General features: G+C 70.6%; 17 protein-coding genes and 1 pseudogene. 10 read left to right on the forward strand and 8 right to left on the reverse strand.

Annotated features, from left to right (window positions below):
• The first annotated feature begins 154 nt into the window (after positions 1 to 154).
• Both holA and rpsT read left to right on the forward strand, forming a co-directional pair.
• Complete coding sequence (holA, locus tag AB0316_RS05830) at positions 155 to 1,111, forward strand: DNA polymerase III subunit delta (protein ID WP_366271323.1); 957 nt, start codon at positions 155 to 157, stop codon at positions 1,109 to 1,111.
• Between the two features lie 205 nt (positions 1,112 to 1,316).
• Positions 1,317 to 1,577 carry a 30S ribosomal protein S20 gene (gene rpsT, locus AB0316_RS05835; RefSeq protein WP_366271325.1) on the forward strand — a complete coding sequence of 87 codons (261 nt, stop codon included), beginning with the start codon at positions 1,317 to 1,319 and terminating at the stop codon, positions 1,575 to 1,577.
• Between the two features lie 56 nt (positions 1,578 to 1,633).
• Here rpsT and AB0316_RS05840 read toward each other — a convergent pair whose 3' ends face one another.
• A complete protein-coding gene (locus AB0316_RS05840; RefSeq protein ID WP_366272791.1) occupies positions 1,634 to 2,152 on the reverse strand; it encodes a type II toxin-antitoxin system PemK/MazF family toxin in 519 nt (172 codons plus the stop codon).
• A gap of 117 nt (positions 2,153 to 2,269) precedes the next feature.
• Here AB0316_RS05840 and AB0316_RS05845 point away from each other — a divergent pair, with 117 nt between their 5' ends.
• Positions 2,270 to 3,502 (forward strand): MFS transporter, encoded by a 1,233-nt coding sequence (locus tag AB0316_RS05845; protein ID WP_366271326.1) that lies wholly within the window; start codon positions 2,270 to 2,272, stop codon positions 3,500 to 3,502.
• 55 nt (positions 3,503 to 3,557) lie between these two features.
• On the opposite strand, the gene AB0316_RS05850 is transcribed toward AB0316_RS05845, so the two are convergent.
• Positions 3,558 to 3,911 carry a cupin domain-containing protein gene (locus AB0316_RS05850; protein WP_366271328.1) on the reverse strand — a complete coding sequence of 118 codons (354 nt, stop codon included), beginning with the start codon at positions 3,909 to 3,911 and terminating at the stop codon, positions 3,558 to 3,560.
• Between the two features lie 238 nt (positions 3,912 to 4,149).
• Between AB0316_RS05850 and lepA the strand changes: the two genes are divergently transcribed.
• From lepA to AB0316_RS05865, 3 genes are all read left to right on the forward strand, one after another.
• The gene (gene lepA / locus AB0316_RS05855; RefSeq protein WP_366272793.1) at positions 4,150 to 5,994 is read left to right on the forward strand and encodes a translation elongation factor 4; all 1,845 of its coding nucleotides are present in this window, start codon (positions 4,150 to 4,152) and stop codon (positions 5,992 to 5,994) included.
• A 35-nt stretch (positions 5,995 to 6,029) separates the two neighbouring features.
• Entirely contained in the window at positions 6,030 to 6,857 is an 828-nt protein-coding gene (locus AB0316_RS05860) for an AraC family transcriptional regulator (RefSeq protein WP_366271330.1), read from the forward strand.
• Between the two features lie 76 nt (positions 6,858 to 6,933).
• The gene (locus AB0316_RS05865; protein WP_366271331.1) at positions 6,934 to 7,401 is read left to right on the forward strand and encodes a VOC family protein; all 468 of its coding nucleotides are present in this window, start codon (positions 6,934 to 6,936) and stop codon (positions 7,399 to 7,401) included.
• An 85-nt stretch (positions 7,402 to 7,486) separates the two neighbouring features.
• Here AB0316_RS05865 and AB0316_RS05870 read toward each other — a convergent pair.
• The 5 genes and pseudogenes from AB0316_RS05870 to AB0316_RS05890 form a co-directional block, all read right to left on the reverse strand.
• A pseudogene (locus AB0316_RS05870) lies at positions 7,487 to 7,864 on the reverse strand (SRPBCC family protein); the annotation flags it as partial.
• Between the two features lie 310 nt (positions 7,865 to 8,174).
• Complete coding sequence (locus AB0316_RS05875; protein WP_366271333.1) at positions 8,175 to 8,729, reverse strand: GNAT family N-acetyltransferase; 555 nt, start codon at positions 8,727 to 8,729, stop codon at positions 8,175 to 8,177.
• 385 nt (positions 8,730 to 9,114) lie between these two features.
• Positions 9,115 to 9,900 carry a hypothetical protein gene (locus AB0316_RS05880; RefSeq protein ID WP_366271335.1) on the reverse strand — a complete coding sequence of 262 codons (786 nt, stop codon included), beginning with the start codon at positions 9,898 to 9,900 and terminating at the stop codon, positions 9,115 to 9,117.
• Positions 9,901 to 10,147: 247 nt separating this feature from the next.
• Positions 10,148 to 10,531, reverse strand: a complete 384-nt coding sequence (locus AB0316_RS05885) for a lincomycin resistance protein LmrB (protein ID WP_366271336.1) — start codon at positions 10,529 to 10,531, stop codon at positions 10,148 to 10,150.
• A 95-nt stretch (positions 10,532 to 10,626) separates the two neighbouring features.
• Positions 10,627 to 11,001: a metalloregulator ArsR/SmtB family transcription factor gene (locus AB0316_RS05890; RefSeq protein ID WP_366271338.1), complete on the reverse strand. Its 375-nt coding sequence runs from the start codon at positions 10,999 to 11,001 to the stop codon at positions 10,627 to 10,629.
• A gap of 56 nt (positions 11,002 to 11,057) precedes the next feature.
• Here AB0316_RS05890 and AB0316_RS05895 point away from each other — a divergent pair, with 56 nt between their 5' ends.
• Entirely contained in the window at positions 11,058 to 12,077 is a 1,020-nt protein-coding gene (locus AB0316_RS05895) for a cation diffusion facilitator family transporter (RefSeq protein WP_366271340.1), read from the forward strand.
• Between the two features lie 108 nt (positions 12,078 to 12,185).
• Here AB0316_RS05895 and AB0316_RS05900 read toward each other — a convergent pair whose 3' ends face one another.
• Complete coding sequence (locus AB0316_RS05900; protein ID WP_366271342.1) at positions 12,186 to 13,043, reverse strand: tyrosine-protein phosphatase; 858 nt, start codon at positions 13,041 to 13,043, stop codon at positions 12,186 to 12,188.
• Positions 13,044 to 13,141: 98 nt separating this feature from the next.
• Here AB0316_RS05900 and AB0316_RS05905 point away from each other — a divergent pair, with 98 nt between their 5' ends.
• Genes AB0316_RS05905 through AB0316_RS05915 form a run of 3 tightly spaced genes read left to right on the forward strand, consistent with a single transcriptional unit; the run spans position 13,142 to position 17,154 of the window.
• Positions 13,142 to 14,392: an MFS transporter gene (locus AB0316_RS05905; RefSeq protein ID WP_366271344.1), complete on the forward strand. Its 1,251-nt coding sequence runs from the start codon at positions 13,142 to 13,144 to the stop codon at positions 14,390 to 14,392.
• Between the two features lie 50 nt (positions 14,393 to 14,442).
• Positions 14,443 to 15,678 carry a radical SAM family heme chaperone HemW gene (gene hemW, locus AB0316_RS05910; protein WP_366271346.1) on the forward strand — a complete coding sequence of 412 codons (1,236 nt, stop codon included), beginning with the start codon at positions 14,443 to 14,445 and terminating at the stop codon, positions 15,676 to 15,678.
• Between the two features lie 24 nt (positions 15,679 to 15,702).
• Positions 15,703 to 17,154, forward strand: coding sequence for an aldehyde dehydrogenase family protein (locus tag AB0316_RS05915; RefSeq protein ID WP_366271348.1), 1,452 nt, complete (start codon positions 15,703 to 15,705; stop codon positions 17,152 to 17,154).
• Positions 17,155 to 17,224 lie beyond the last annotated feature (70 nt).

A 17,224-nucleotide genomic window follows, 5' to 3' on the forward strand; every position in this document is an offset into this window, starting at 1 on the left:
AGATCAAACGCTGCCTCAAGCGCTACATCGCCAGAGACCTCTTCCGAACCCTCGAACACCCACCCGCAACCACTTGACGATCCATAGGAGCGTCGTGTCCGAGGCGCCGGGCTGCCGCAGTCGGGTGTCGCACCCGCATGGCACAGTTGGCGCCATGACCGACCCGGCCGCCCCGCCCTTCGTCCTTGTGACCGGACCTGAGGGCATCCTCGTCGAGCGCGCGGTCACCGGCGTGCTGCAGGCGGCTCCGGACGACGTCGAGGTCATCCGCATCGACCCGGCCACCTACGAGTCGGGCGCGCTGCAGATGCACGCCAGCCCGTCGCTCTTCGGCGGCGCCAAGACCATCGTCGTGCGCGACCTGCACGAGTCACCCGACGAGCTGCAGCTCGACCTGCTCGCGCTCCTCGCGACGCCGGACCCCGAGCTCGGGCTCGTGGTCGCCCACGGCGGGGGGATGAAGGGCAAGAAGGTCCTCGACACGATGCGCAAGGCCGGGGCGCGAGTCATCGAGTGCCCGGCGATCAAGACCGACCGCGACAAGACCGACTTCGTGCTCAAGGAGTTCGCGGGCGCCCGGCGCAAGATCACCAGCGAGGGCGTGCGCGCCCTCATCGAGGCCGTCGGCAAGGACGTCCGCGAGCTCGCGGCCGCCTGCAGCCAGCTCATCTCCGACACCGAGGGCACTGTCGACGACGCGGTCGTCGACACCTACCACGGCGGCAAGGTCGAGGCGACCGGCTTCCGGGTCGCTGACGCGACCGTGGCCGGGCAGTCGGGCGAGGCCCTGCGCCTGCTGCGGCACGCCATCGCGACCGGCGTCGACCCCGTGCCGATCGTGGCCGTCATCGCCTCCCAGCTGCGGCAGCTGATCAAGGTGGGCGCGGCCGGGCGGGGCAGTTCCGCCCAGCTCGCGAAGAGCCTCGGGATGGCCCCGTGGCAGATCGACAAGGCGCGCCGCGCCGTCACCCACTGGAACGCCGACGGCCTCGCCGTCGCCGTTCAGGCCGTCGCCGCTGCCGACTTCGAGGTCAAGGGCGGCGGCCGCGACCCGGTGTATGCCGTGGAGCGGGCCATCCTCACCATCGCCCGCGCGCGCTCGGCCCACTGACCCGCGTACCTGCTCGGCGGCATACGGCCGGTTTGGTCGAGCGCCGACGACGCTGGTAACTTTGATCCTCGCGTGCGCGCTCAGGTCGTGTGCGCATGCATGCTCCACCCAGAGCTGCTCACGCAGGGTGTCCCCACGCCCGGTCCCGAGCAGCTTTGCCGCCCTCTAACGGCAACCATCCGACCGAACGAAAGAAACCATCAACGTGGCAAACATCAAGTCGCAGCTCAAGCGCATCAAGACGAACCGCACGCGCACCGAGCGCAACAAGGCCGTCAAGAGCGAGCTTCGCACCTGGGTCCGCAAGGTCCGCCTGGCCGCCGACGCCGGCGACAAGGACGCTGCGGCCGACGCCCTGAAGACCGCCTCGAAGAAGCTCGACAAGGCCGTGTCCAAGGGTGTCATCCACCAGAACCAGGCCGCCAACAAGAAGTCGGCGCTGGCCAAGAAGGTCGCGTCGCTCTGACGCACCCTGCTCGTCCGACCGGGCCCGTCACCTCGTGGTGGCGGGCCCGTTCTGCGTCAGCCCTGCCGCAGTGCGCGGGCCGCGGCGACGACCTGCTCGTATCGGTCGCGCGGTAGCACCGCGCCCTCCCGGCGCACCCGCTCGGGGTCGACCCGGACGAGTCGGTTGACGCGTACCTCGCTCGGACGCCCGCGGGTGTCCCAGGCGCCGGTGCCGATGTCGACCCACTCGCGTCCGGCCCGCCGCTCCTGCTCCGCGTCCCGGTCGTGGTCCTTGCTGGTCAGCGGCAGGGCCACGAGCCACCGGCCCTCGCGGCCGATGACGAGCACGGGGCGGTCCTTGCCCTGGCTGTGGTCCTCCTCGTAGGGCACCCACGTCCAGACGATCTCGCCGGGGTCGGGGCGCCCGTCCGGGCGAGGGGAGTAGGTGGTGTCGGGCAGCCGCGTCGCGTCTCCGGGGTAGCGCCCCGGCGTCGTGGCTAGCACCGGCGTGGGCCCGGTGCGCGGGGAGGACGGACGGCGGACGATGCCGCGGAGGCGGCCGAGAAGGTTCCCGAGGGTGGCGGACACGGGAATCACCGTAGCGGCGCGGCCGTTACGGTTTGCGTCCGAGAACGGGTCGACGGCGATCCGAGCCCGCCGCCAGGTGCCGCAGCCGGCATCGCCGACCGACGACCGAACCCGGAGACCCTTGTGAGCCCCGCAGCACGTCGAACCACCTTCGCCATCCTCGCGCTCGCGGTCGGTGGCTTCGCGATCGGCACGACCGAGTTCGTGACGATGGGACTGCTACCCCAGATCGCGCGGGGGACCGGCGTCGACATCGCCACCGCCGGGCACTACGTCTCGGCATACGCATTGGGCGTCGTCGTCGGTGCCCCCGTCATCGCGGTCGCCGCGGCCCGGGCCCCGCGCAAGGGGCTGCTCATGGCGCTCATGGCCTTCTTCGCAGTGGCACACCTCGCGATCCTGGCGGCGAACAGCTATCCGACGGTGATGGCAGCCCGCTTCCTGGCCGGCCTGCCCCACGGCGCCTTCTTCGGCATCGGTTCGGTCGTCGCGGCCTCCCTCGTGTCGCACCAGCGGCGCACGGCGGCCGTCGCCGCGATCCTCGGCGGCCTCGGGGTCGCCAACGTCGTCGGCGTGCCGGTGGCGACCCTCCTCGGCCAGCGCTACTCGTGGCACCTGCCCTACGTGCTCGTCGGGGCCGTCGCGGCGCTGACCGTGCTCGCGATCGCGGTGTTCCTGCCGCACCAGCCGTCGAGCGGCGAGGAGTCCATGCGCGCCGAGATGCGGGCGCTGCGCCGCGGCCAGGTGTGGCTGGCGCTGCTCATCGGGGTGGTGGGCTTCGGCGGCATGTTCGCGATGTACTCGTTCATCACACCGACGATGACGCAGCTCGCCGGGCTGGACGAGCGCTACATCCCGTGGGTGCTGGCGGCATACGGCATCGGGATGGTCACCGGCATGGTGCTGAGCGGTCGCGTCGCGAACCGGGTGGGCGTGCTCAAGGGCATCATCGGGGCCCTGACCGCCATCGCGGTGCTGCTGGCGGTCTTCGGCTGGGCGGTGCACGTCCTGTGGCTCGGAGTGCTCATGGTCTTCGTGCTCGGGCTGCTTCCCTCGGTCGTCGTGCCGCTGCTGCAGACGCGCCTGATGGACGTCGCGCACGAGGGCCAGTCGCTCGCCGCCGCTCTCAACCACTCGACGCTGAACACCGCGAACGCGCTGGGTGCCTGGCTCGGCTCGCTCGTCCTCGCGGCCGGCTGGGGCTACGGCGCGCCGAGCCTGGTCGGCGCCGGTCTGGCCGTGCTCGGCGTGGGTGTCGCTGTGCTCTCCGCCGGTCTCGAGCGGCGCCGCCGGCACTCCCTCGCTGCACCCGGGTCGAGTGAGACGGTCCAGGTGGGCTCCGCTGCCAGCTCGTGACGAGGCGCTCGCTCGACTCGAAGCCCGGGCGTGCGCGACGCAGCGACCCTGACGGTCACTCGAGCCACTCGGTCACGAAGTGATCGTTCGCGTGGATGTGGACGGCCTCGTAGCCGGCCGGGCCGGTGCGGAACTTGTGCGGCGTGCCAGCCGGGACGACGAGCACCTGACCGCTTCGCCCGATGACCTCACGGGCGTCCGGGCCGGCACCCAGGGTGAAGGTGGCCCAGCCGCGCCGGATGACGAACGTCTCGGCATACGGGTGGGAGTGCAGGCGCGGGCCGACGCCCTCCTGCGTCGTCGACTCGAGGATCAGGCTGACCCCGGCGCCGCCGGGCAGACGTTCGTAGTTCTCGGTCCACTCCTCGCCGTCCTCGCGGGCGTCCGAGCGGGTGATCAGGGTGTCCACGATGCCTTCCTTCCTGGGACCGGTGGGTCCGGCTCCCACCCCGACGTCGATCAGCGCCGCCGCTTCTCGACATGATGCCGTCGACAGGGCGCCGGGGAGACGGCGCATGCGCTGGAACGTTCTGGGTGCCGGGTGTGCACGGGCAGCGGCCACGACGTGGGAGACTGGGTCGATGTCGGCCGCGGCCGATGTCGTCCACTTCCGCCCCACACCGCGAGGTTCCTCCCACGTGTCGCCCATGGCCCGCTCCGCGTTGGCTCCCAACGCAACGCCGCCGGACCTGATCCGCAACTTCTGCATCATCGCGCATATCGACCACGGCAAGTCGACGCTCGCGGACCGGATGCTGCAGCTGACCGGTGTCGTCGAAGCGCGCGCCATGCGCGCCCAGTACCTCGACCGCATGGACATCGAGCGCGAGCGCGGCATCACGATCAAGAGCCAGGCCGTGCGGATGCCGTGGGAGCTCGACGGCACGACGTACGCGCTCAACATGATCGACACCCCCGGCCACGTCGACTTCACCTACGAGGTGTCGCGCAGCCTCGCCGCGTGCGAGGGCGCCGTGCTCCTCGTCGACGCCGCCCAGGGCATCGAGGCCCAGACTCTCGCGAACCTCTACCTCGCGATGGAGAACGACCTCACCATCATCCCGGTGCTCAACAAGATCGACCTGCCGGCAGCCCAGCCGGAGAAGTACGCCGAGGAGCTCGCCAAGCTCATCGGTGGTGAGCCCGAGGACTGCCTGCGGGTCTCCGGCAAGACCGGCGAGGGCGTCGAGCCGCTGCTCGACCAGATCGTCCGGCAGCTGCCCGCGCCGACCGGCGACGCCGACGCCCCGGCGCGAGCCATGATCTTCGACTCCGTCTACGACACCTACCGCGGCGTCGTCACCTACGTGCGCGTCGTCGACGGCAACCTCAACCCACGCGAGCGCATCGTGATGATGTCGACCAAGGCGACGCACGAGCTGCTCGAGATCGGCGTCATCAGCCCCGAGCCCGTGCCCGGCAAGGGGCTCGGCGTCGGCGAGGTCGGCTACCTCATCACCGGCGTCAAGGACGTGCGCCAGTCCCGCGTCGGCGACACCGTGACCAACGCGAGCAAGCCCGCCACGAAGGACCTCGGCGGCTACCGCGACCCCAAGCCGATGGTCTTCTCCGGCCTCTATCCCATCGACGGCTCGGACTACCCCGACCTGCGCGATGCCCTCGACAAGCTCAAGCTCAACGACGCCGCGCTCGTCTACGAGCCCGAGACCTCCGCCGCGCTCGGCTTCGGCTTCCGCGTCGGCTTCCTCGGCCTGCTCCACCTCGAGATCGTCCGTGAGCGGCTCGAGCGGGAGTTCGGCCTCGACCTGATCTCCACGCAGCCCAACGTCGTCTACGACGTCACGATGGACGACGGCAAGCAGATCCACGTCACCAACCCGAGCGAGTTCCCAGAGGGCAAGATCGCCGAGGTCAGCGAGCCGATCGTTCGCGCGACCATCCTTGCCCCCAGCGACTTCGTCGGCGCCATCATGGAGCTGTGCCAGCAGAAGCGCGGCAATCTGCGCGGCATGGACTACCTCTCCGAGGACCGCGTCGAGATGCGCTACACGCTCCCGCTCGCCGAGATCGTCTTCGACTTCTTCGACCAGCTGAAGTCCCGCACCCGGGGCTACGCCTCCCTGGACTACGAGCCCGACGGCGAGCAGGTGGCCGACCTCGTCAAGGTGCAGATCCTGCTGCAGGGCGAGTCCGTCGACGCCTTCAGCGCCATCGTGCACAAGGACAAGGCGTACGCGTACGGCGTCATGATGGCCGGCAAGCTCAAGGACCTCATCCCACGCCAGCAGTTCGAGGTGCCCATCCAGGCCGCCATCGGCTCGCGCATCATCGCCCGCGAGAACATCCGCGCCATCCGCAAGGACGTGCTCGCCAAGTGCTACGGCGGTGACATCAGCCGCAAGCGCAAGCTCCTCGAGAAGCAGAAGGAGGGCAAGAAGCGCATGAAGATGGTCGGACGGGTCGAGGTGCCGCAGGAGGCCTTCGTGGCCGCCCTCTCGAGCGACGCCGACCAGGCCAAGACCAAGAAGTAGCCCGTCCGGCTGGGTGCCGTGCCTACCGTGGTGGCGTGGAGCCGACCACCGACGCACCGGGCCCCCGTGCCGAGCACCACGAGCACGTGCCCGGGCCCGCGCTCTCGCGGTGGGTGGAGCGGGCGGTCGGCTACCGGATCTCGGGCTTCCCCGCCGGAGTCCACGTCGGTATGCCGTCCGGCAGCGTCACGCTGGTCGTGCCCCTCGACGAGCTGCTGACCGTCGCGGACGCGGGGCGCCCGCCCACGGCATACGGCTCGGTGCTCGCGGGCCTGGCTGCCGCACCCACGCTGATCCACCACGACGGGACCCAGCACGGCATCCAGCTCGCCCTTCGCCCGGTCGCCGCGCGTGCGCTGTTCGGCCTGCCCGCGGCCGAGATCTCGGCGCGGTCGCACGAGCTCGTGGACGTCGCCGGGCGCGGGGCCGGTCCGCTGCGCGAGCGGCTGCACGCGACGGACTCGTGGGCCGAGCGGTTCGAGCTGGTGGACGCGTGGCTGACCGGTCTGCTCGACGCGGCGCCACGGACAGGGGCCCCGGACCCGGAGGTGGACGAGGCGTGGCGACTCATCACGGCCAGCGGGGGAGCGCTGCCCATCCGCGAGGTGGCCACCCGGGTCGGCTGGTCGATGCGCCGGCTGCAGGCCCGGTTCGGCGGCGAGTTCGGGGTCAGCCCGAAGACGGCAGCTGTCGTCGCCCGATTCGAACGGTCGGTCCCGCTCGTGGCGGCCGGGCGGATGTCGTTGGCCGACGTCGCCACGAGGTGCGGCTGGGCGGACCACGCCCACATGGACCGCGACTGGCGTGCCCTCGCCGGGACTTCGCCGACGCGCTGGCGCACGGACGACGTGCTGGCGCACTGAGTCGCAGTCCAAGGAGGCACGCAGGGCTGCGCATTCGTCCAAGACGGCGGCCGGCGTCGCGCGCCACGATGGCGCCATGGACACGAACACGAACACGGACACCCGCTCGGACACGACGACAGCCTCGGACGCGGGAGTGCCGGCGCCGGAGGCCGCGGCGCGCACCGACCACAGCGTGTGGGTCGGCCTGACCTACGACGACCCTCGCGCGGCACGGGCGTGGCTTCGCGGCCTCGGCTTCCTCGAGGGCATCGTCGTCGACGGCGAGGAGCCCGAGCAGATCCGGCACAGCGAGATGCTGTGGCCCGAGGGCGGCCGGGTCATGGTGAGCAGCCGGGGTGGGGCTGATCCGAACTTCGTCACGGCTCCGGGTGGCGCCACGGTCTACGTGGTGACCGACGACCCCGACGCCGTCTGGCAGCGCGCGCAGCACCTCGGTGCGCGGGTGCTGCGCCCGATGCAGGACACCGACTACGGCTCGCGCGGGTTCTCCGTCGCGGACCCGGAGGGCACGAGCTGGAGCTTCGGCACGTACGCCGGCTGACCACAGCCGCGGTCCGTTTGCAGGTATCCGCGGCGCGACAACGTGCCCAGAGGCAGATGGGATGGCGACACGACGCGCCCGGTGCGACGCGTCGGGTGCTCAGGGGATCGAAGCGCATAAACGACGACCGGATCGTGTTGCGGAACCGACGCGGCCTCTCGTACTCGAGGATTTCGACCGTCATCGCGCCGCCGGAGCCGATCCCCGCCGGCTGAGCGATGAATAGGGGACCTTGGCCCACCGGGCCCTCACCCACCTTCTCCGCCCGGATGATGCGCCGGTTGTACCGGGGCTCGTTGCGCTCATCGGCGACGAGGTCGAACACGTCCTCGACCGGCGCCTCGATCGCGACCTCGCCGCGGATGTACCATCGCAACTCTTCCCCACAGAACTGCCTCTCTCGCCAGCGTAGGTACGCGATCGAAGCCTGCGGTCCGATTGCCGGTTGAGATCCAATGGCCATGTTCGGGCGTCGTCCGAGGAGCGGTCGGACAGGATGGTCTCGTGACACGCCTGGTGATGTGGTGGGCCGCGATCCTTGTGTCGGTCGTCGTGGTCGTTTCGGCCCTGACGGACAAGTCCGGTAGCTGCGCTGACTCTGCTGAGGCCGCCGCCTCGTCGTGCACGACCACTGGCTCAGGCGGGCTGCTCCTGGTCGGTGCGGCCGCCTTCGTGCTGTCCCTCTGGATGCTCACCCGAGCTCATCGGGCTCGTCGTCGATAGGCCCGCGCGATCGGCAACGAACTCTTACATGTCAGTCCATGCGTTCGGGGTCACGGCTCCGGCGGAATGACCGAGAAGACCAGCGCATCCGAGGGCCGGTCCTCGACCGTGATGAAGTTCCTAAGGCGCCCCTCCAGCTGGAACCCCGCGTCGCGGAGGACGCGCTGGGAGGCCACGTTGTCCGGCTCCACCCATGCCTCCAAGCGCCGAAGGTTCAACACGTCCAGCGCCCAAGGGACGACGAGGCGGACGGCGGCCGTCGCCAGGCCCTGGCCACGTGCAGGCGGGATGATCCAGTACCCCAACCCGCCGACGTGCGGCTGCGGCCGGAGGGCCACCCACAACAGGCCGACGGCACGGCCGCTATCGACCTCGACAACCGCTTGCGACAACCCCTCGCCGCTCTCCGCGCGACTCCATTGCCGATGGATGAACGCAAGCCCCTCCGTGGGCGTGAATGGATCGGGAACGGTCGTGCCTCGCGGGATGCGGGGATCGGTTCCAGCGAGCCGGACGCATTCCACATCGGCTTCACGCCACCTCCTGAGGCAGATCCGCCCATCACTCAGCGGGCGATCCGGGTATCTCAGACGGGCATCTGGCACGGTTCGATCCTGTCACCCCACTCACATGAACACCGAGTGCCGGCATGAGGCGACTTCACTCTGCGCGGCATGCCCGTGCGTTTTCCTTGCCGGCGAGACGCGCAGAAAGGCTCCGGGAACGACCTCCACCACGGGGCTGGGCGGCGCTGGCTGGTCGGACGGGACGTACCGGCACGAGGTGCGAGCCGTGAGCTCGCACCTCGTGCCGGCGGCGTCGATGCGCCTGCTGGCCGAGTCGGCGCCTGGCAGTGATGGCGGTGTTCATCTCCCCAGAGGCCGCCTAGGGGGACGTCGTACCGGGTCCGGACGTCGATCTGGTCGAGTGCATCACGAGTTCCCCGCTGGTTGGCGCGGCGGACTCGCAGGTGGTCCACCCCTCCGGGCCTCACACGAGCGCTGCGCACTGACCGTTCGCGTTGTGACCGACGTGGTTGACCTCGCCGGGAATGAATCCGCCGGACACCCCGGGGGCCAGCCCGGTGCACGTGAGGTTCCGACCGACCGTGTTCTCCACGACTGCGACCGTGCGGCCGGGATCGCCGGGGTCGGTGGCAGTGATGTCGGTCAGCGTCGCATTGCCGCCGATCTTGTTGAACTGCACGCCGAGCCAGTCAGCCGTCACTTCGCTGATGGTCAGGTTGCGACCGATCGTGTTGCCCTTGATGGACCACGGGATGTCGCCGCCACCTCCGGTCAGCGTGACGTTCCCGCCCACCGTCAGCTGTCTGAGCAGGACCGTATTCGCGTCGCTGGCTGACACGTTGCCGGCGACAGTGATGACCGTGTGCCCGGCGGGTTCGACGGCACAGGGCACTCCTGCGAACCTGCCGATGAAGTTGCTGGGCTGGCAGCCCAGGCCGAGGAGCGAACCAGAAGCCGCAGTGACGTTGTGTCCGACAGTGATGGTGGAGGGCGCGCTCTGCGCGTCGAGCACAGCGCCAGCAGCGACGTCGATGTTGCCGACGACGTTGATCACGGCATCGGGACGGATGCTGCATTCCCCGGTCACACGGATGCTGGCATAGCTGCCCGTGGGGATCTGGCCGCCGGTGCAGACGTACGCCGTCGGTGTGGGGCTCGCCATGGCTCCGGTCACCGTTGCGCCCGACATCGCAAGCGCTCCGGCAACGGCAAGAGCTCCTCGGACCCGCCGCCGCTGTGCTGTGATCATGGGTCACTACCCTTCTGCCAGCGGCCCCTCGTGCAGAGCCGGATGGATCCGGTCTACACCCAGCGCCGCGGCGTCGGCGGTGGTATCTGCGAATCAGGGTCGTGGCCTCGGCTCTACCCGCAGCCGATCGACGGCTCTTCGCCGGCCAGAGTCCGGGAGGAGGGAATCCGAGCGGGCCCATGGGAACCAGGACGGCAAGAGACGCCACCTGCGGCAACAGCGGATAGAGGATGCCAGTCAAAAGGAGTCAAAGGGGGTCGAGAACCTCGAGGTCGTGCACGTCGACCGGCCGTAGCTGATAGCCAGTCCGCAGCTCCCGCAGCCGTGCCGCGCACGCGACGATGACATCTCGGCCGCCGATCACACCTACCGTCCGATCTTGGACCGCGTGGACGAAGACCTCTTCACCGAGGCCGCGCTGAATCCCGTCACCGTTGGCGTGGATCTCCATGGGATGCACGTCGATGCGTCCACGCTCGGCGGCCAGTTCCACAGGCACGGGTTGCCGGTCTTCTGCGATGTGGTACCCGCGGTCCTGGAGCCACTCCAAGAGAGGCGGCACGGTGGTCGAGTCGACGAAGACGTCCAGGTCGTGGTGCTGTCGTGTCTCCCGAGCGGCCAACGCGTCCACCGCCCACCCTCCGTTGACCTGGTAGGTGGCACCCGCGGCGACCAACCAGTCGAGCGTTGGGTCACAGCGCAGAGCGGATACGGGTCCCGCCTGGCTCAAGCGCGCTCAGCGGCTGGCATCGGGTGCTGGTGGTCGGTTTCGGCACCGAGGTCGCGGTCGGTGTGGTCGGCATGGAACAGCGCCTCGGCGAGCAACGCGTGCACGTGGGTGTCGGCCGCCGTGTAGTAGATGAACGTGCGCTCGCGGCGGCCACGAACCAGCCCGGCCAGCCGCAACTTCGCCAGGTGCTGGCTCACCGACGTCGGACTCACGCCCGCCAGCTCGGCCAAGCACGTCACCGAGGACTCGCCCTGCAGCAGGGCCCACAACAGCTTGATCCGGGTGGGATCCGCCAGCATCCGGAAGGTCTCGGCGGCCAGGTGCGCCTGCTCGTCCTCAGGCATCGACAGGTTGGGGAGCGCCTCATGCATGCACTGCAGCCTACGTGAGTTCGTACCTTCATAGGTGTGCAGATAGCATGGCGCGAATGAGTTCGACCTCGAGCCCGATTCCGCTGCACGACCATGGTCACGACCACGACCACGACCACGACCATGGATCGGGCTTGTGGGCACGGTTGCGGCACGCCGTCATGCCCCACTCGCACGACGTCGCAGATTCCCTCGATGAGGTGCTGGAGTCCAGTGCGCGCGGGATCCGAGCGGTGCGTCTGAGCCTCCTCGGGCTCGGCGCCACCGCAATCCTGCAGCTGGTCGTCGTCCTCGTCTCCGGGTCGGTGGCACTGCTGGCCGACACGATCCACAACTTCTCCGACGCCTTGACCGCCATCCCGCTGTGGATCGCCTTCGTTCTCGGCCGCCGCGCCGCGACGCGCCGGTACACCCACGGCCTGGGTCGGGCCGAAGACCTTGCCGGCCTCTTCGTCGTGGCCATGATCGCCCTGTCCGCGGTGATCGCCGCCTGGCAGGCGATCGACCGACTCGTGAACCCGGCCCCGGTGCACAACCTCGGCTGGGTCGCCCTCGCGGGCTTCGTCGGCTTCCTGGGCAACGAAGCGGTCGCGGTCTTCCGGATCCGCGAGGGAAAGGCCATCGGATCGGCAGCCCTCGTCGCAGACGGTCACCATGCCCGCACCGACGGGCTCACCTCCCTCGCTGTCCTCATCGGCGCCGGCGGCGTCGCCCTCGGGTGGAGCTGGGCCGACCCGATGGTCGGCCTGCTGATCACCGTCGCCATCCTCCTCGTGCTGCGCACCGCCGTCAGAGACGTCTTCCGTCGGCTCCTGGACGGCGTGGAGCCCGAGCTCGTCGACTCCGCCGAGACCGTTGTCGCCGGCGTGCCAGGCGTCCTGGGGGTCGACGAAATTCGTATGCGCTGGGTGGGCCACGAGGTGCACGCCGAGGCCGTGGTGCGCCTCGCCGACGATCTTTCGTTCGAGGCAGCCGACGGTGTTGCGCGCAATGCCGAGCACCGCCTCCTCAATGGCATCCCTCGGCTGACCCGCGCAGTGGTCCGCGCGCGCCCCCGAGGCGCCATCACCGGCTGAGCGAGGCCCCCTCACAAGAGGGATCGCGACGTCCGATCATCGGCACGGCGGTGTCAGAGCAGGTCCGAGTGTCCATCCAAATGCCGCTCAGCCGCCGATGCGCGGCCCTCAGTCGTCGAGCAGCTTGCGGCGCAGGCGGTCGGTGTCGCTGCGGGTCCAGCCCCGGGTCGCGAGCCAGCCCAGCGCTCCGCCGAAGCGCTCGTCGAGCGTGGCGAGGAGCAGGCGCATCGTGTCGGTCGTGGGCGACTGCTGGGCCACGGTCTTGTCACGGAGGTTGGCGGCATACGCGGGCTTGACCCGCAGGCGGTCCATGATGGCGCCGACGCGCTCGGCGGACGCGGCGTAGTCGGCGATGACGAGCTCGTCGGGCACGCCGACGACCTTGAGTGCCAGTCCGACGACGGTGCCCGTGCGGTCCTTGCCGGCCGCGCAGTGCACGACCACGGCGCCGTCGCTCGCGGCGATGGCGTGCAGCGCGGCGACCACGGAGTCGGGTCGGCTCGCGAGGTAGCTGAGGTAGTGCTCCGACCAGAACTCGTCGTGGCTGGGGCGCCGCTCCGGCGCGTTCGCCGGCTCGGGGGAGCCGTTCGCAGGGTCGGGAGAGCCGGCCGTGGAGGTGTACCGGCGCTCGTCGCTCTCCCACGGCAGGGCCCGCTCGGCCGCCGGGATGCCCGACTCGAGGCTGTCCTCGCGGTAGAGCGTGTGGTGGTGGTGGCGTACGACCGGGACGGCGCGCAGCGGTCCGTCGCCCTCCTTCGCAACCTCGACGTGGGTGCGCAGGTCCACGACGTCGCGCAGACCGACGCGCGAGACGAGCACCTCGACGGCTTCGGGGGTGAGGTCCTGCAGGTTGTCGGAGCGCAGCAGCCGGTGCGGGCGCACGGTGTCGCCGCCGGCTGTCACCATCCCTCCGAGGTCGCGCATGTTGACGACGCCGTCGAGCTCGATCCAGTTGGGGCGGTACACCCCTGCACCATATGCCGAAGGGCGAAAACCCATTGCGCCGGACCGTCGACCCTCAGATATCTTGACGTCAAGATATCTGAGACACCGAGGAGCCTGCCGTGACGGCCACGACGCACCCACCGTTGACCCACCGGGGCATCCCCGTCGACCGGGACCTGCGCATCCTCGCCCTCGGCTCCTTCGCCAACCGCTTCGGTGCCGGGGCGGTGCTCACCACGAGCGCCCTCTACTTCACCCGTCAGGTGGGCTTCAGCGCGACCGAGGTGGCGCTGGCGATGTCCGTCTCGGCGATCGTCGGCATCGTCGTGCAGGTGCCCGCCGGCCACCTCGGGGACTCCAAAGGTCCCCGCAAGGTCCTGACCGCCTTCATGGCCGGGGCCGCGGTCTTCAGCGCCCCGCCGGTCCTCGCCACGACACCGTGGATGCTCGCGGTGCTGCTCGGTGTCCTCGCGTTCTTCGAGCGCGGCGCCGGGGCGGTCAACCAGGGCGTCATCGCGCAGCTGGCCACGGGCGGGCGAGGGGTGCTCTTCAAGGCGTACCTGCGTGCCGTCACCAACACCGCCCTAGGCCTCGGCTCGGTCTTCGGCGGCGCGGCCCTGGTGATCGACCAGCGCTGGGCCTACGTCGGGGTGTTCCTGCTCAACGCCGTGTTCACCGGATTCGCCGCCTGGAACACCACCCGGCTGCCGCATCTCGCCCCGCACACGCGCGCCGAGGGGGAGCCGCGCCTCGCCGTGATCCGCGACTGGCCCTACGTCGTCATCACCGTCATCACCGGGCTCTTCTCGCTGCACTTCTTCGTCATGGAGCTCGGCCTCGCGCTGTTCGTCTCGGCCCGCACGGCCGCCCCGCCGGTGATGGTGGCGATCCTGCTCATCCTCAACACCGCCGCGGTGGCCCTCTTCCAGGTGCGCCTCTCGCGCCGGGCCGACTCGGTCGAGGCGGGCGCCCGCGCCCTCGTGCGGGGTGCCTGGTGGATCGCCGGGGGCTTCGCCGTCGTGGGGCTCGCCGAGCGCGGCAACGAGTGGGTGGCCATCGCCGCCCTCGTGGCCGGCTCGCTCGTGCACGTCGTCGGCGAGATGATCGGCTCGGGCGGCCAGTGGGGCCTGCAGATGGGGCTCGCGCCGCACGAGCGGCAGGGGCAGTACCAGGGCTTCGCCGGCCTCGGTTTCAGTGTGCTCGCGGTCGTCGCCCCACCGGTGGTGACCTGGTTCTGCGTCGACCGGGGCGAGGCCGGCTGGCTCATGCTCGCCGCGTTCATGGTCGTCATCGCGCTCGTCTCCGTCCCGGCCGCCCGCTGGGCGCTGCGCTCGCGGGCTCGCTACGGGGTCACGACCCACTCCGGCTGAGCGACGGGCCGCCGGCCGGCGCACCCCGTCACGGCTGGGACAATGGAGGTATGCCGCCCTCCGCCCTTCCCGACGGCGACCCCGCGCCCGCCACGGGTGAGCTGCCTGCCGCAGCGCTCGAGCACCTCGCGCAGACCGACCTCGGGATCTACGTCCACGTCCCGTTCTGCACGGTGCGCTGCGGCTACTGCGACTTCAACACCTACACGCTGACCGAGCTGGGCGGCCCGGGCGCGCGCATCGGCGTCGACAGCTACGCCGACGCCGCGCTGCGCGAGCTGGAGCTCGCCGGCGACGTCCTGGGTGCGGCAGCGCCCCACGTCTCGACGGTCTTCGTCGGGGGTGGGACGCCGACGATGCTGAGGTCGGCCGACCTCGTGAAGGTGCTGGACGGCATACGTGATCGGTTCGGGCTCGCCCCCGACGCAGAGGTCACGACCGAGGCCAACCCCGACTCGGTGTCGCGCGAGTCGCTGCGCGAGCTCGCCGAGGGGGGCTTCACGCGCGTTTCGGTGGGGATGCAGTCGGCCGTGCCGCACGTGCTGCGCACCCTCGAACGCACCCACGACCCCGACAACGTCGCGCGGGCCGTCTCGGCGGCGAAGGCCGAGGGCCTCCAGGTCAGCGTCGACCTGATCTACGGCACGCCGGGGGAGTCGCTCGACGACTGGCGGCGCAGCCTCGAGACAGCGATCGCCCTGGAGCCGGACCACGTCTCGGCCTACGCCCTCGTGGTCGAGGAGGGGACGAAGCTCGCCGCGCAGGTGCGCCGCGGGCTCGTCGCCGCACCCGAGGACGACGACGAGGCGGACAAGTACGAGCTCGCCGACGAGCTGCTCACCGCGGCCGGCTTCGGGTGGTACGAGGTGAGCAACTGGGCGCGCTCCGAGCAGACCCGGTGCCGGCACAACGTCGCCTACTGGTCGGGCACGAACTGGTGGGGCGTCGGGCCGGGGGCGCACAGCCACGTGGGCGGCGTGCGCTGGTGGAACGTCAAGCACCCGAGTGCGTATGCCGCCCGGCTGGCCTCCGGGACCTCGCCCGCGCAGGCGCGTGAGTCGCTCACCGACGAGCAGCGCTACGACGAGCGTGTGCTCCTCGGCACACGCCTGGTCGGGGGACTGCCCGTCTCGGACCTGCGAGGATCGGGACGCGGCGCGGTGGCCGGGCTCATCGCCGACGGGCTCGTTGACGGGACCGCGGTGCTGGGCTCCCGGAGGCTGGTGCTGACCCGGCGCGGGCGGCTGCTCGCCGACACGGTGGTGCACCGGCTCCTCGCCGACTGAGGGACCGACGACGAAGGAGGCCGCATGACGGAGACGCTGCTCGAGACGACGGCAGCTCGGACCCCGGCAGAGGTGGTGGCGAGCGCCCGAGCCGCCTTCGACAGCGGGCTCACCAAGCCTCGGTCGTGGCGCGAGGCGCAGCTGCGTGCCCTGCGGACGCTGCTCGTCGACCACGAGCAGGAGATCGCGGAGGCGCTGCACGCCGACCTCGGCAAGAGCGCCACCGAGGCGTGGGTCACCGAGACCGGCTTCCTCGTCCGGGAGATCGACCACACACTGCGTCACCTGCGCGCCTGGACGGCACCGAGGCGCGTGCCCGTGCCCGTGTCCCTCGCGCTCGGCCGCGCCAAGGTCGTGCGCGAGCCACTCGGCGTCGTTCTCGTCATCGCGCCGTGGAACTACCCGGTGCAGCTGTGCCTGGCGCCGCTGCTCGGGGCGCTCGCTGCCGGTAATGCTGTCGTCGTCAAGCCGAGCGAGGTGGCACCGGCGACCTCACGGGTGCTGGCGCGGCTGGTGCCCCGCTACCTCGACACGTCGGCAGTCCATGTGGTCGAGGGCGGCGTGCCGGAGACCACCGCCCTGCTCGCCGAGCGCTTCGACCACATCTTCTACACCGGCAACGGCACTGTCGGCCGCATCGTCCTCGAGGCCGCAGCGCGCCACCTGACGCCCGTCACGCTCGAGCTCGGTGGCAAGTCGCCGGCCTACGTCTCGGACGACGCCGACCTCAGGGTCACGGCGCAGCGGCTGGTGTGGGGCAAGTTCACCAACGCGGGACAGACCTGCGTGGCGCCGGACTACGTGCTCGCCTCACGAGCGACCATCGAGGCGCTCAAGCCGCTCCTGGTCGAGGGGATCCGAGCCGCGTTCGGCGAGGACCCGTCGCGGTCGCCCGAGTACGGCCGGATCGTCAGCGCTCGGCACTTCGAGCGGCTCACCTCGATGGTCGACCACGACCGCCTCGTGACCGGGGGCCGCTCCGACGCTTCGACGCGCTACCTCGAGCCGACGGTCGTGGAGGTCGAGGACGCCGACGACCCCGAGCAGCTGGTGATGCGCGAGGAGATCTTCGGGCCGGTCCTGCCCCTGGTCGAGATCGAGGGACTCGACGCCGCCGTCGACTTCGTCAACCGGAGGGAGAAGCCGCTGGCGCTCTACGTCTTCACCTCCTCCAACCGCGTACGCCGGCGCTTCGTGCGCGACACCTCCTCGGGGGCGCTCGCGTTCAACGTGCCGCTGGCGCACCTCGCGGTGCCGGGACTGCCGTTCGGCGGGGTGGGAGCGAGCGGGACCGGCGCCTACCACGGGGAGCACTCGCTGGAGCTGTTCTCCCACTCCAAGCCGGTGCTCACCCTGCCGACTCGTCCCGACGCCACGGTCTTCGTGCGGCCGCCGTTCACGGCGCTCAAGGAGCAGGTCGTGAGTCGGGTGGCGTTCCCCGGGCGGCGCCGCCGTCCTCGTCGGAAGGTCGAATGACAGCGGTGTAACTAGCACACGACGTGGCCGAAGCGGTGGAAGTCGTCTGGCGTGTCGCGTGTGATTTTTG

Source organism: Terrabacter sp. NPDC080008, assembly GCF_040702505.1.
Taxonomy (GTDB): Bacteria; Actinomycetota; Actinomycetes; order Actinomycetales; family Dermatophilaceae; genus Terrabacter.

Excerpts from the sequence above, each read along its gene's own strand:
- holA (WP_366271323.1), top strand. The coding sequence starts at position 155 with ATGACCGACCCGGCCGCCCCGCCCTTCGTCCTTGTGACCGGACCTGAG.
- lepA (WP_366272793.1), top strand. The coding sequence starts at position 4,150 with ATGGCCCGCTCCGCGTTGGCTCCCAACGCAACGCCGCCGGACCTGATC.
- AB0316_RS05865 (WP_366271331.1), top strand. The coding sequence starts at position 6,934 with ATGGACACGAACACGAACACGGACACCCGCTCGGACACGACGACAGCC.
- AB0316_RS05880 (WP_366271335.1), bottom strand. The coding sequence starts at position 9,900 with ATGATCACAGCACAGCGGCGGCGGGTCCGAGGAGCTCTTGCCGTTGCC.
- AB0316_RS05890 (WP_366271338.1), bottom strand. The coding sequence starts at position 11,001 with ATGCATGAGGCGCTCCCCAACCTGTCGATGCCTGAGGACGAGCAGGCG.
- AB0316_RS05895 (WP_366271340.1), top strand. The coding sequence starts at position 11,058 with ATGAGTTCGACCTCGAGCCCGATTCCGCTGCACGACCATGGTCACGAC.
- hemW (WP_366271346.1), top strand. The coding sequence starts at position 14,443 with ATGCCGCCCTCCGCCCTTCCCGACGGCGACCCCGCGCCCGCCACGGGT.
- AB0316_RS05915 (WP_366271348.1), top strand. The coding sequence starts at position 15,703 with ATGACGGAGACGCTGCTCGAGACGACGGCAGCTCGGACCCCGGCAGAG.